Raw genomic sequence first — 13,871 nt, 5'->3', positions numbered from 1 at the left:
TTATCCTTTTATTAAATTTTCTAGGCTCTTGGCACCATTTATCAAGGTCTGTTCATCCCATGCTTTTGCGATTAGCTGTGCGCTTATATTTAGATTTAGATCATCTTTGCCAACTGGCACAGAGATAGCTGGAAGGCCTGCTAAATTTACGCTGATCGTGTAAATATCGCTTAGATAAGCTTGAAGTGGATCACTGTGGGCTCCAAATTTATAGGCTGTACTCGGAGCTACCGGCATAAATATAAGGTCATTTTCTTCTAAAATTCTCTCGTATTGAGCTTTTATATGTGCTCTTGCTTTTTGTGCTTTGATATAGTAAGCATCGTAGTATCCGCTACTTAACACAAACGTACCAAGCAAAATTCTTCTTTTTACCTCTTCACCAAAACCCTCAGAGCGTGAGTTTATATATAGCTCTTTTAAATTTTTAGCATCAGCTCTTCTGCCGTATCTTACGCCATCGTAGCGGCTTAAATTTGCGCTTGCCTCTGCAGTTGCTATTATGTAGTAGGTTGCGACGTCGTATTTTGAGTCTTCAAAATTTGTGTAAGTTACACTGTGACCGTGTGATTTTAGCTTCTCGATGGCTAAATTTAAAGCGACTTTTGTCTGCTCGCTTGCGTTTCCTACATAGTTTTTGACAACGCAAATTTTTAGTTTTTTCTCGCCATCTATCTTGTCGCTAATGCTCACAAACGGCACATCTGCGCTCGTACTATCTTTTGCGTCGTGTCCAGCGATCGCATCATATAAAATGGCAGCATCTTCTACGTTTTGAGCGATCGGCCCTATTTGATCAAGGCTGCTTGAGTAAGCACCTAGGCCATATCTACTCACTCTGCCGTAAGTTGGCTTAAAACCTACGCATCCACAAAATGCCGCTGGCTGACGGATCGAGCCGCCAGTATCACTTCCGAGTGCTGCTACTGCAAGACCAGCTGCGACTGCTGCTGCCGAGCCGCCACTACTGCCACCTGGGACGTGAGCGTGATTTAGTGGGTTTAGTGTTTTGCCATAAAATGAGCTCTCTGTCGTACTACCCATAGCAAACTCATCCATATTTGTACGGCCAAATGGAGCTAAATTTTTACTAAGTAGCTTTTCGATTACAGTTGCGTTATAAGGTGCTACGTAGCCTTGCAAAATTTTTGAAGCACTTGTTACATTCCAGCCTTTTACTTGGATATTATCTTTTATAGCGATAGGCACGCCCTCGCCTAGTTTTGCGATCTCTAAATTTGCTAGCTGCTCAACATAAGCACCAAGCTCTTTTTCTTTTATTATCTTAGCCTCAAGCTCAGCTCTTAAATTTTTTATCTCTTCAGCTGAAAATTTCAAAGCTTCTTTCAAAGTTACCACTATTTTTATCCTTTAAATTTATTAACCAAAAATATGCCAAACAAGCTAGCAACGACCACCGCAGCGATCGTTGCGACTATGATAGTTGCGCTTACTGGCTCACTTAGCACTTATGACCTCTTCGCATCTTGGGCATAGCGCGTCTTCTTTGCTAGCGTTAAATTTCCAGCATCTTGGGCATTTATGAAGCTCACTTGCCATGATCTTAAATTTATCACCCTCAAGCTCAAACTCTACCAAAGGCTCGCTATCATCGTAAGGTCTAACTGAGCTTACCATGTAAAGATCGGCTACTTCACGCTCGTCGTAGCTTGTGATGTTGTGGTTGGTGGTCTCTAGGCTTAGTTCTAGAGTTGATTTTATCTTCTTGTCTTTTTTAAGAACGTCTACGATCTCGTTAAATTTCTCCCTGCTGGCAAAAAGTAGCTCATCTTCAAAACTAAGGTCAAACTTGATCGGCTCATAAACTAAGTCAAACGCGTCTTTTGCCTCGCCTTTGATGATCTTTGGAGCGTAGTCCATCACCTCATCTACTGTGTAAGTAAGCGTTGGAGCGATGAGTGGAAGCAGTGTCTTTGTGATGATCGCCATCGCACTTTGGGCCGATCTTCGTCTTGGGGCGTCTTTTGCGTCGCAGTAGAGTCTATCTTTGCAAACGTCAAGATATACGCCACTAAGATCGGCTGAAAGGAAATTTAAAAGGATGTTAAAGCCCTTTGAAAAGTCGTAGTTTTTAAAGCAAGCGCTCGCCTCATCAAAGACCTTTTTAGCACGTGCTAATATCCACTTATCAAGGATATTAAACTCTGTATTTAAGCTCTTAAGGTCATTTACGTTTGCTAGCAAGAAGCGGATAGTGTTACGGATTTTGCGGTATTGCTCGCTAATTTGTTTTAATATATCTTCGCTGATCTTTAGGTCGCTTGAATAATCACTCATACCAACCCAAAGGCGTAAAATTTCGACGCCATGAGTCTTAGCCACGTCTTGTGGAGCGATGACATTGCCCTTACTCTTACTCATCTTCTCGCCCTTGGCATCGACTGTAAAGCCGTGAGTTAGTATGCTCTCATAAGGTGCGTGAGAATTTACAGCTGTGCTTACTAGAAGTGAGCTTTGAAACCAGCCTCTGTGCTGATCTGAACCCTCAAGATACATGCTTGCAGGGTATTTACCAGCATCGTACTCATCGCTTTGCAAGACCGCATGCCATGTCGAGCCACTATCAAACCAAACGTCAAGGATATCCATCACTTTTTCTAAATTTTCAGACTTGTATCTTGAGCCTTTTGGTAACAGCTCGTCTATACTTAGCGCCCACCACGCATCAGCGCCTTTTTCTTTGAAAATGCCTGCGATGTGGTCTAAAATTTCACTATCAAATATAACTTCTTTTGTCGCTTTGTCTCTGAAAAACGCGATCGGCACACCCCAGTCACGCTGACGAGAGATGCACCAGTCTGGGCGATTTTCTATCATAGAGCCTATTCTTTTTATGCCCACACTTGGGTAAAATTTAACCTTTTCAAGCTCTTTTAGCGCTGTTTGTCTAAGCGTTTTGCCGCCTAGTTTAGCCTCGTCCATAGCGATGAACCACTGCTTTGTGGCTCTATAAATGACAGGCTTGTGCGTTCTCCAGCAAAATGGATAAGAGTGCCTAAATTTAGAGACGCTAAGCAAGCTTTTGCCAAGTAGCTCTAAAATTTTCTCATTTGCTTTAAAGATGTGCATACCGACAAACTCATCTACCACGTCACTTCTAAATAGTCCGTGATGTTTTATGCTCTCATCGTAGCAGCCACCATCATCAACTGGCATCAAAATTTCGCTAAAGCCATATTTTAAGCAAACATAGTAGTCGTCCTCGCCGTGTCCTGGAGCTGTATGAACAAGTCCAGTACCTCCATCCATCATGACGTGATCGCCTAGTAAAAATCGCGACTTTCTGCCGTTTAGTGGATTTATCGCGTGAGTGTTTTCAAGTAGGCTTGATTTGAACTCTTTTTTGATCTCGCCCTTGCTTAGGCCGCTTTGCACAACGCTTTCAAGTAGTGGCTTTGCAAAGATCAAATTTTCAGCTGTTAGCACATAAATTTCATCTGGTTTTAGGCTTATGGCTTGATTTGCTGGAAGTGTCCAAGGCGTGGTCGTCCATATGACAGCGCTTGCCTCTTTTGCGCCAAGCTTTTCTAGCGCGTCGCTGTCAAGGCCAAAGGCTACATAAATAGAATAGTCCTCTTTCTCCTCGTACTCGACCTCAGCTTCAGCTAGCGCCGATCTAGCTGCCCAGCTCCAATAAACTGGCTTGCTTCTCTCTACCAAAAGCCCCTTTTTAGCGATCTCGCAAAGCGCTTTGTAGATGTCAGCCTCAAACTCAAATTTCATCGTCATGTATGGATTTTCAAAGTCGCCGATGATGCCAAGACTTTTAAACTCATCGCGCTGGATATCTATAAATTCTCTCGCGTGCTGCCTGCAAAGCTCCCTGATCTCGACCTTGCTAAGCTCTTTTTTCTTATCGCCAAGCTTTACTTCGACTTGTTGCTCGATCGGCAAGCCGTGGCAGTCCCAGCCTGGCACGTAGCGGACATTTTCGCCGTAAAAATAGTGCGTTTTTGTGATGATATCTTTTAAAATTTTATTTAACGCGTGGCCGATGTGAAGGTGGCCGTTTGCATACGGAGGGCCGTCGTGGATGTTGAAATTTTTAACCGCATTTTGGCGGTTTTTTTTCATTTTTTCATAAACCTTGCGCTCTTCGTACCATGATTTTAGTCTTTGTGGTTCATTTTGTGGGAGATTTCCGCGCATCGGGAAATTTGTCTCTGGGAGTAAAAGTGTCTCTTTGTAGTCCATTTTTTACCTTGATTTTAAAATTTGCTAATTTTACACCTGTGCTGGTTAAATCACACTGAAAAATAGTATAATGAGGCAAAAAAAGGAGCTTAAAAATGAGACAAAGTATCTTGATAATAGGCGAAGATCTTGAGATAAATAGAGAATTTCTAAACTACATTTTTCAAAGTTACGAGGATCATTTTGGCGAGCTTGGAGTGGTCAGTTTTGCTCCAAAAAATAGCAAAGAGCTACCTTTTATCATCGAAAATTTATCAAAAGATTACGACTTTGTAAGCATTTTTGGCTCAGATGAAAATTTTGCCATCGCTGCAAAGATCGTAGCGACGCTAACTGGGGGCTCGCTCGAGCTAAAAGATAGCACAACACTTGCACTTAAAGATAGCTTAGACTACTCAAAAAATAGCTTTTTAATAAGCCTAAATAACGCTAAGATAAATCTCATAAAAGCTAATCCAAATGAAGAGCTAGGCGAGTTTCTCACCGAGTACGAGCCTGATTTTAGCTACTTTCATCTAATAGACATCGACGCAGATAGTGCTAAGATCCTTATGCTGCCACTTGCTAAAACTTACGAGGTCGATATCACCCTTACGCAGATCCTGCCAAATTTGATACTAGTAAGGGCAAAAAGTAATAAATTTGGCCAGATCGAGAGCTTTTTACAAGGGGTAAAGACGCTATTTTCACAAAAATTTATTCTACAAAAAGATGTGATCAAATTTGTAGCAAAGAGGCTCATGCAAAAGGGGCTTAAAATTTCGTTTGCTGAGTCTTGCACAGCTGGGCTGGCGGCGGCTAAATTTGCAAGATACGGCGGTGTTTCAGCTAGCTTTGATGGCTCATTGGTGACCTACGCAAATCACATAAAGCACGAGTGGCTGGGTGTCGAGGATGAAATTTTAGATACTTACGGAGCCGTGAGCGAGCCTTGCGTAAAGGAGATGGTAAAAGGCACGCTAAGCACGACAAATGCGGACTTTGCACTTGCTATTAGCGGTATTGCTGGACCTGGTGGGGGCACAGCTAGCAAGCCAGTTGGAACGGTCTATGTCGCAGCTGGCGATAGAAACGGCAACATAGAGGTTGAGAGGCTACTTTTAAAAGGGGATCGCAACTACGTTAGAGAGCAGAGCGTGCTAAGCGCCTATCTATGCCTACTTCGTCTAAAAAGCGAGATATTTTTTGCTTAAAATTTGCCTTTAAAATCTTGCGTGAAATTTAGCTAGCCAAAAATTTTTATACTAAAAGATCAAAAAGCCGAATTTAGGAAGCTAAAAATATTTAAAAAGATATTGTTGTTCGCCATTTCTTAGTTATTTGTATTTGCACCAAGATGTAGCCGGACGAAATAAAAGCAAGTAACTCGCCTTTGGATACATTGGCGCAAAATTTTTGTGGATATGCCGATAAAGAGAGTAAAGAAGTTGTCACAAAAGATAGACAAGAGCTCGTAAAATACGCTTAAATGGGTGGTTACGTCATCTATGTGGATGGGCTCATAGACCTTAGCGAAGGCAAGATCCCACAAAATGGCAATAGCGATGGGCTGGATAAATTTATAAGTGAGATTAGCGGTGGCGAGTTTAGCTCTTATGCCAAATTTATGCAGGCTTACGGCGTTTCATGCCGTGCAAATTTAGACGGTTCGCAAGATCCAAAGTTAGCAGCGCTTCGCAAAAATTTAGCCAACGAGTGGAAAAAGCTCATCGTAGTGCCGGTAGCTAGCAACACCACAATAATCGGCTTAGGCGAAAACTCAGGAATAAAAGGCGGCTCGCTTTTGTTAAAAAATGTCCAAAATATCGCGATCCGCAATATGAAGATCGAAGATGCTTTTGATCCATTTCCAGATATACAAAAAAATGACGGCTTTAATGCGCAATATGACGGCGTCAGCATAGAGTCAAGCAAAAACATCTGGGTAGATCACTGCCATTTTAAGGACACGGTCGAGCCTATCCATGTGCATTTAGCAGGCGGAGAGCTTACCAAATGGCAGACTTACGACGGAACTGTGCGAGAGATAGTGCAGCTATCACGATCTCGCACAACATCTTTGAAAACCATGACAAAACGATGTTAATTGGCTCAATAGACTCTGACGGCAGCAGCGAAACAAGGACTATAACGGTCGCTCATAACGTTTTTGACAACTGCGCGCAACGCTTACCTATGGCGCGCAATGCAAAGGTGCACGTCTATAACAACTTTTATGACTCAAAAGATGGCTTCTATGACCAAAAATACGCCATTGGCGTACGCTTTGGCTCGCTAATATACGCTCAAAACAACTACTTTACAAATGGCGTCAAAATAAGCTACAAGTGTAACAAAGGCACCATTTTTGAAAGCGGCAACATAGACCTTTCAAAAAAGGCAGCGTTTGCGAAAAGCTAACCAAGCCGCCATTTGAGCCTCCATATAAATTTGAACTTATCCAAGCCTCAAACGTCCAAAACGAGGTAAATAAAAATGCAGGCACAGGCAAACTAGCCGTTATAAAATAAAACCAAAGCCCCGAGCTAGCCAAAACGCTTGGGGCATGAAAACAAAGCTAAATTTTTATATTTTTACAAGATAAAACGCTAGCACATAGCCCATATATCAGCACGCAAAGGCTAACACTTAGTCCAAAGACGCTAAGAGCCGCGGTCTGGCTAAAAGAGAGAGTAAAAAACGAAATAAAACTCGTAACAAATGCGCACAATATCCCATAAATTCGCTCCTTTTCGCTAAGGCTATCATTTAGTGCAAATATCATATAATCAATCCCCACAGCGCTTGCAAGGATTAACCCAAATACGCCAAAAATACTTAAATTTATGCCAAAAATAGCAAAAATAAAGAGCGTAAGAAGCACGCCAAAGACGATGATGCCCATCACAAGTGCCGAAACAAGCGCACTAAAATAAAACCAAAGCAATAAAAACGCGACCACAAGCGCTGCTATTTTTAGTTTTAAGGCAAGCTCTTTTGCCTGAGTTAGGCTCTCATTTAGCGAGCTAGCGAAATTTAGACTAAAGGCGTTGTGGCGCTCTAGAACCTCATCACTTGCTGCCCCTTTTACAAAGCCGCTCGCGTAAGCCACACTTGCATTTTCATCAAGCATAAATTTCTTAAAATCCTTCATTGATTTTAGAGCCAAAATTTCACTCACGCCAAGCTCTTTTTCGCCCAAAACCTTTAAAATTTCGCTTCGTATCTCATCCTTGCTAAAGCCAAATCTCTCATAAATCACGTAAATTTGCTCATCGTCAAGCGCCTTTTTAAACGCCTCTTTTAGCTCATCCTGCTCGCTTTTACTTAAAAACATATCACTTAGCGAGCTCTCATCTTTTATCAAATTTCTCTTTTTTAGCTCGTCTAAAAGGCTTTTTTCGCTTCCTAAAATGTCACCGCTAGACCTTGTCACGATCATCGTGTTTTGATTATTTCCAGTTAGATTTAAGATATAAGAAGAGTCCGCTAGCAGGCTCTTTGGCATATTTGAGTAGTCTTTTACGTTTTCGCTTTTTGATAAATTTTTAAGATCAAAAACAAGAAAAATAGCTAGCAAAATAAGTGAGATAGCTAGAAATTTAACCCCCAAATGCCTAGCAACTAGGGCAGAGAGCTTGCAAAATTTAGTTAAAAACGCATCAAAAATCTTTGATCTATAAAATTTCACCCCTTCAAAGACTAAAGGCATGAAAAAGTAGCTAGCCAAAAACGCAGTAACGAGCGCAAATGCCGAAAATAGCGCCACCTCTTTAAGCAGTTTAAGATTAGAAAACGTAAAAGCTAGATAGCCACTAAGCGTGATAAGAAGGCCTAGCAAGAAGATTTTTAGCATATTTTTTATGCTGTCTGCCCTGATCGCTTCGCCCTCGTTTTTGCTAAGCCAGTGTAAGACGTAGTCAAACATGAGTCCAATGAGGCTTGTGCTTATTAAAATAGTAAGGATGTTTAGCTCACCAAGGCAGAGCAAAGTGCCTGCAAATGCCACGCTAAAGCCAAATGCAGCGATAAATATCACATAAAAAATTCGCAAATTTCTAAAGGCAAGCATCAAAAACATAGCGGTTAAACTAAGTGAAAGCGCACTCATATAAAGGCTCTCGCTCTCGTTTTTTTGCTTTGAAAATGCCTGATAGAGGGCACTTGAGTGCACAAAAAGCTCGTTTTGTCCAACTTTTAGCGCATTTAACTCGTTATAAAATTTTATTAGCCCCTCGCTCGAAGCTTCCTTTTTTAGCTCACCTTTTAGCAAGAAAAAACTCTTCTCTCCGTCCTTTACCTCAAGCATAAGATCTGATAAATTTAAACTCACATTGCCGTTTTTTGCACTAAAACCACTACTTAGCGAGAAAAAATCATCTTTTACATTTAAAAGCCTAAAGCTAAAACTGTTAAAAATTTCCTCTGCGCGCTTTTTGAAAAAGGCGTTTTTATCGCTTTTTAAAAGCTCTAGATCAGCCCTACTTAAAAGCGCGATCTTTGAGCGGTTGATGTCGTTTTTTATATCATTTAAATTTACGTCAATGTTCGCCTCAAAGCTCTTAAAAAGCGAGCTTTTAAGCGCCAAGCTTTGCACGTCATTGGCTAGCTCTTTGGAATTTACTAGTACTAAAAAATTTGATGCCATCTCATCTTGCACCTCTTTTAGCACCTTTGCCTCTTTGGCGTCTTTGAAATTTATCAGCGAAAAGATGTCGGTTTGGACGTTTTTTAGGCTCGCAAGCGAATATCCAAGCGAGGCTAAAAAAACAAAGATAAAAGCCAAGATCGTGGCTAGTTTTTTCATTTTATACTAAACTCATTTAGCGTTTTATCGCCGCTTACCTCATCAAGCTCGATCTTTTTTACCGCCTTGTCGCCACTTATCTTTATGGTTTTAAAAATTTGTTTAAAGAGTAAATTTTTAGGGCTTAGCTCTATGCTCCACTCTTTTAGACTGCCGCCTGTTTTTATGTCAAATTCTCTCATAAGTTCGCTCTCATCAAGGCTGATAATGGCCAAAAAGAGCTTTTCATCAAAATTTGCACTTGTCTTTTCAAGCTTGCCATTTTCGTTTTTAAAAATGCCATTTTTATTTATAAAAATCTTTGAAGTAACAGGCTCAAGCGTATCCCAGTAAAGGCCACCCTTTTCTAGCCTAAACTCACCAGAGCTTTTTATGCTTTTGTTAAAGCCAGCCAGACTCTTTGTCTGTGTGAAATTTCCGCTTACGCCATCTGTTTTTACTATATTTTTAAGCTCACCCAGCTCGTAGCCAAAGCAAGATATAAAAATGGCTAAAAAAAGAGCTATTTTTCTCATCTTTTCTCCTTTTCATTGTAGGCTTTAAGCGCCTTTTTTAGGGCTTCTGGCATCTCAAAGCAAGTTTGTAAATTCTTCATCTCGATGACAGCTTGCGCGGTATTTGCCTCGCTTAGTTTTTCGCCCTTTTCATTTTCTATAAGATAGTGAAATTTCAAAAACGTTTCGCACTCGCTAAGCGTTGTTATGACCTTTATGACGTCGTTAAAAAAGGCTGGTCGCACGTATTTTACGTCAAGTTTTACGATAGGAAAGGCGTAACCATCTTTTTTCATAGCTATGTAGTTGTATCCAAGCTTGTCAAGTAGTTCGCAGCGTGCCATTTCTAGGTACTTGACGTAGTTGCCATGCCACATCACTTCCATGCTATCAACGTCAAAAAACGCCACTTTAAATGTGCTAACGTGTGAAATTTTCACTCTCATCTCCAAAAATCAAAAAAGTTAAACCACTGTGATGGGTTCTTGTAAGCGTGATCTTCGAGCTGTCTTACATAGATTTGCACGTATGGCATGACGCTTGCCTTGCGGTCGCGACCTAGTTTTATCTCATCTGCGATGTCGCTTAGCTCGATACTAAATTTATCGCCATTTTTCACGCACCAAAGCGTGCTCATTTTTACGCCCAAAATGCCAGCTAGTAAGTATGGGCCATAGTTAAATTTAGCCATCTTGCCAAGAAAGCTAACCTCAACAAATTTATCGCCATTTACCGGAGTTCTATCGCCCATTATGCCAATATTTACGCCGTTTTCTACCGCCTCTTTTAGCTCAAGCATAGCTGCTGCATCAAGATTTTCTACGCTTATTAATCTAATCTGTCCCTTACTTATCTGCTCTAAAATTTTATAAAAATTTTCATTTCCCTTGCTATAAACCAAGATGATCATACGAAAACTTGGCGATCTAAGCGAAAGTGTCTTGCAAATTTCTACATTCCCTAGATGGCTTGTTAGCAAAATTCTACCACGCTTTGATGCCTCAAACTCTTCTTTTATCCACACAAGCTCGTCAATATCTAGTTCGTTTTCGAGCACACCATTTTGCCAAATACGAAATTTATCGCAAATCGCAATACCAAATTCATAAAAATTTCTAAAAACACCAGTAGCTGGCTTTTTGCCACTAAATTTCTCTACATTTTGTAAAAATTCTCTTATATTTTTTCTCTCTATTTTTGAAAAAATATAATAAAAACAAACGACGATCATAACGATAGGTTTTATAAGAAAAATAGGCAAATTCTTGGTTAAAAACAAGCTCACCCTTAAGAAAAATTCATTTGATCTTTCGCCTTTTTGCCACCATGCATATTTTTGCCCTTTAAAGGCTTTACTCAGTAAAAATGGAACCAAACTAAAAAAATATTTTGCATGCATAAGGCTTATTAACACATTATCTTTTAGCATTTTAAAGTGCGAAACGCCGCCTTTTTCATATCTTACTTTTAGCGGTATCCATCTTAGTCCAACACCTGCTCTTACGGCATTTACAAGGATTTCCATGTCAAATTCCATCCTATTTGACTTGCTTTGAGATATCGCCCACTCGAGCTCTTTTAGCGGATAAATTCTAAAGCCACACATCGCGTCTTTTATGTTGGCGCTAAATGTATTTACTTTGACCCAAAAATTTGTGATCTTTCTGCCATAAAATCTCGACTTTGGCGCGTCCTCGCCATAAATCGGATCAGCTAAGATCATATCATGCGGATACTTTTTACTAAGCTCTAAAAACTCTACCACTTCGCTTATGTCGTGCTGAAAGTCAGCGTCGATCTGAAATGCATGCGTGTAGCCATTTTGCAAGGCATGTCTAAAGCCATCTTTTAGTGCAGCCCCCTTACCGCCATTTTGTGCTCTTGTCAAAATTTCTACACCAAATTCGCTCAAATTTTGCAAAGCCTTTTTTGAAGCTTCATCTGAGCCGTCATCAACTATTAAAATGGGTAGATTGTATCTCACAAGCGCCTTACAAAGGGCTTTTATCTTCTCTGGATGGTTGTAAAATGGTATGAGAAAAAGCGTCTTCATAAGCCCAGCTTTATCCTACCAGCAGCACTTTTAGTACCATTGCAAAATATCTCAAAATAAACTTTCTCATCTTTTTGCGAAATTTCTATACAAAGCTCGTCATTTGGCCTTACAAATTTTAAAAATTTCAGATTCTCCACCACGCACTGATCGCCTACTTCTGCGCCAAGCTCTCTTGCAAATTTAAATACAAAATCTAGTTGCACAAAGCCAGGTAGCAGCGGTAAATTTGGAAAATGTTCGGTAAAAATACCAAGTGCTGGGCTAAGCTTTGTTTTAAATTTGTAGACGCCGCCATCGCTACTTTTATCCCAGCTGGGTCCTTCGCTCTTTTCTAAAAGCTCTTTAAAATTTGCTTTTAGAAATTTCCCTTGAGCGTTTTTACAAAGTGAGCTAACGATTTTAAAATACCTAACACTATTTTTAAACTCAGGCCTTAAAAGCTCATTTAGCCTTGCTACAACGCCCTTTTTACCGCTATTTCTAAAGAGTTTCACACCCTCTTCACTAAGCTCTAAAAGTGCGGCTAAACGTTTAAATTTTGGATGCGTGTCGCAGTAGCAGTCTTTTAAAAGACCACTTTCAAGCATCTTATTTTCGATGCTTATTAGATTAACCCTTTTGTCATTTAGCTTAACGATCCTATCGATCCTGCCTTTTAGCGTGAGCCTGCTACCATCTATCTCCGCCCAGTCGCTAGTCTGAAAAAACTCACACCATGGCGAACTCACGTTTAGTGCCTCGTCCTCGCTTAAAGCAGCTTTTACCTTACTAAAAAGCAAAAGCTCATCGCCTAAATTTCTAGCCACTACACCAGTTTCGGTGCTGCCATAGATGTCAATAATGCGTGCACTGCTTAGTTTTGCTATGCTAGCTCTTAGCTCACTCTTTAGGGCTGAGCCGGCACAGATTATGTTTTTTAGCCCTGAAATTTCAGCTGCTCTTGGGCTAGAAACTATCGTTTGAAGCAAGACTGGGCTTGTGACAAAGCTTAAATTTTCAAGCTCTAGCTCAAAGATCGCCTCTGGGTAATTTAGCTCCCTACTAACAACCTTTGCACCAGAGATGATGGGCAAAAATACCTTAAAAGTAAGGCCAAACATATGCTGATGTGAAACGCTTGAAAAAAATGTATCGCTTTCATTAACTCCAAGTTCTTCTTTTAAAAATAGCCCTTCTTCTATCATCGCACCAAGTCTTTTTGGGATATTTTTGCTATTTCCAGTCGAGCCTGAAGTTTGAAGAAAAAAAGTAGAATTTAGATTAAATTTTGGCTCCATATTTCTGGCTGGAGCTAAAAAATTCTTAAAATTTTCATCATTGATATTAAATTTATCACTACTAAAAATGGGCTTTGCAAGCAAAATCGGTCTCACGCCGATCGCAAGTGCTCCAAAAAAGGCGACACAAAAGTCAAAGGTTTCGCTTAGATAGATCTCTACCTCACTCACGCCATATTCTTTTAAATTTGCCCCAAAAATACCAACTTGTGAGTATAAATTTTTATCAATATCAACAAATTTAAACTCTTTTAGACTATTTTCAAACTCCATTTTTCCTCTTTAAAATAAAAACTTTACGATATAAAATTTCTCCAAAAAACAAAAATCCCATCAAAATATAAGAGATAAAGGAGCAGTAAATACTCCAATAAAATTTATTTTCAAAGTACGATAAAACAAATGCAAAAACCGCATTAAACACAAAAAATAAGCACCAAATTTTTGTTAACCCTCTTGTGTAACTAACGACCTTTTCATCTATATTTTTCTCTTTTGATCTAGCGATTTTGGTTATGATCGCCTCACCATTTAAGCTGTAAAAAAAGATCGCCAAAAAGCCAAGGCTTACGATACTTGGATATAAAAGTGCTAAATTTACGCTTCTAAAAATAGCACAAATGGCGAAAAACATCCCAGCCGCTAAGCAAACCTGCCTTTTCTTGCCACTTTCAAAATAGGCTCTAAGCCCCCAAAGCACACATAAAACACCAAATATCAAAGTGGCGTTTTCTTGCCAAAAAAATAGCACTAAAGGATAAGCAATGCTTACTAAAATTAGAACTAGGTTTACTATTTTATGCTTCAAATTTCTTTGCTACAGCTTTTACGATATCATCAAGCGTTTTTACGTTTTTAAAATCCTCTGGCATCAGCCTATGCCCAGTTTGACGTTTGATGTAATCAATCATGTCAATAGCGTCGATGCTATCGATCTGCAAATCCTCATATATCCTAGTCTCTGGCTTTATCTTGCTCTCATCTATCTCAAAAAGATCGATCAAGGCTTTCTTTAAAATTTCAAAAATTTCTTTTTCACTCAT

General features: G+C 39.9%; 12 protein-coding genes. 3 read left to right on the top strand and 9 right to left on the bottom strand.

Annotation, left to right across the window (positions count from 1 at the left end):
- Together gatA and ileS are read right to left on the bottom strand one after the other, a co-directional pair.
- Complete coding sequence (gene gatA, locus CCON33237_RS02130) at positions 1–1,359, bottom strand: Asp-tRNA(Asn)/Glu-tRNA(Gln) amidotransferase subunit GatA (RefSeq protein WP_054196193.1); 1,359 nt, start codon at positions 1,357–1,359, stop codon at positions 1–3.
- A gap of 99 nt (positions 1,360–1,458) precedes the next feature.
- Positions 1,459–4,215, bottom strand: a complete 2,757-nt coding sequence (gene ileS / locus CCON33237_RS02125; protein WP_054196192.1) for an isoleucine--tRNA ligase — start codon at positions 4,213–4,215, stop codon at positions 1,459–1,461.
- A gap of 95 nt (positions 4,216–4,310) precedes the next feature.
- Between ileS and CCON33237_RS02120 the strand changes: the two genes are divergently transcribed.
- The 3 genes from CCON33237_RS02120 to CCON33237_RS09980 all read left to right on the top strand — a co-directional run bounded on the left by CCON33237_RS02120 (position 4,311) and on the right by CCON33237_RS09980 (position 6,615).
- The gene (locus CCON33237_RS02120; RefSeq protein WP_054196191.1) at positions 4,311–5,408 is read left to right on the top strand and encodes a CinA family protein; all 1,098 of its coding nucleotides are present in this window, start codon (positions 4,311–4,313) and stop codon (positions 5,406–5,408) included.
- A 275-nt stretch (positions 5,409–5,683) separates the two neighbouring features.
- Positions 5,684–6,301, top strand: a complete 618-nt coding sequence (locus CCON33237_RS09985) for a pectate lyase family protein (RefSeq protein ID WP_054196190.1) — start codon at positions 5,684–5,686, stop codon at positions 6,299–6,301.
- A complete protein-coding gene (locus CCON33237_RS09980) occupies positions 6,295–6,615 on the top strand; it encodes a pectate lyase family protein (protein WP_054196189.1) in 321 nt (106 codons plus the stop codon). The genes CCON33237_RS09985 and CCON33237_RS09980 overlap by 7 nt, the downstream gene beginning before the upstream one ends.
- Before the next feature lie 157 nt (positions 6,616–6,772).
- On the opposite strand, the gene CCON33237_RS02105 is transcribed toward CCON33237_RS09980, so the two are convergent.
- The 7 genes from CCON33237_RS02105 to CCON33237_RS02075 are packed head-to-tail and all read right to left on the bottom strand — an operon-like array spanning position 6,773 to position 13,871.
- Positions 6,773–9,001: an MMPL family transporter gene (locus CCON33237_RS02105; RefSeq protein ID WP_054196188.1), complete on the bottom strand. Its 2,229-nt coding sequence runs from the start codon at positions 8,999–9,001 to the stop codon at positions 6,773–6,775.
- Positions 8,998–9,516, bottom strand: coding sequence for a LolA family protein (locus CCON33237_RS02100; protein ID WP_054196187.1), 519 nt, complete (start codon positions 9,514–9,516; stop codon positions 8,998–9,000). Before CCON33237_RS02100 ends, CCON33237_RS02105 begins: the two co-directional genes overlap by 4 nt.
- On the bottom strand, positions 9,513–9,941 hold the full coding sequence (locus CCON33237_RS02095) for an acyl-CoA thioesterase (RefSeq protein WP_069174574.1): 429 nt from the start codon (positions 9,939–9,941) through the stop codon (positions 9,513–9,515). Before CCON33237_RS02095 ends, CCON33237_RS02100 begins: the two co-directional genes overlap by 4 nt.
- Entirely contained in the window at positions 9,938–11,548 is a 1,611-nt protein-coding gene (locus CCON33237_RS02090) for a glycosyltransferase family 2 protein (RefSeq protein ID WP_054196185.1), read from the bottom strand. The genes CCON33237_RS02095 and CCON33237_RS02090 overlap by 4 nt, the downstream gene beginning before the upstream one ends.
- Positions 11,545–13,101 (bottom strand): AMP-binding protein, encoded by a 1,557-nt coding sequence (locus CCON33237_RS02085; protein ID WP_054196184.1) that lies wholly within the window; start codon positions 13,099–13,101, stop codon positions 11,545–11,547. Before CCON33237_RS02085 ends, CCON33237_RS02090 begins: the two co-directional genes overlap by 4 nt.
- Positions 13,091–13,636, bottom strand: coding sequence for a COG4648 family protein (locus CCON33237_RS02080; protein ID WP_054196183.1), 546 nt, complete (start codon positions 13,634–13,636; stop codon positions 13,091–13,093). The genes CCON33237_RS02085 and CCON33237_RS02080 overlap by 11 nt, the downstream gene beginning before the upstream one ends.
- Positions 13,626–13,871, bottom strand: a complete 246-nt coding sequence (locus tag CCON33237_RS02075; RefSeq protein ID WP_021090641.1) for an acyl carrier protein — start codon at positions 13,869–13,871, stop codon at positions 13,626–13,628. Before CCON33237_RS02075 ends, CCON33237_RS02080 begins: the two co-directional genes overlap by 11 nt.

It is taken from the genome of Campylobacter concisus (assembly GCF_001298465.1).
Lineage (GTDB): Bacteria > Campylobacterota > Campylobacteria > Campylobacterales > Campylobacteraceae > Campylobacter_A > Campylobacter_A concisus.
This window is presented reverse-complemented; position numbering and strand designations above follow the sequence as displayed.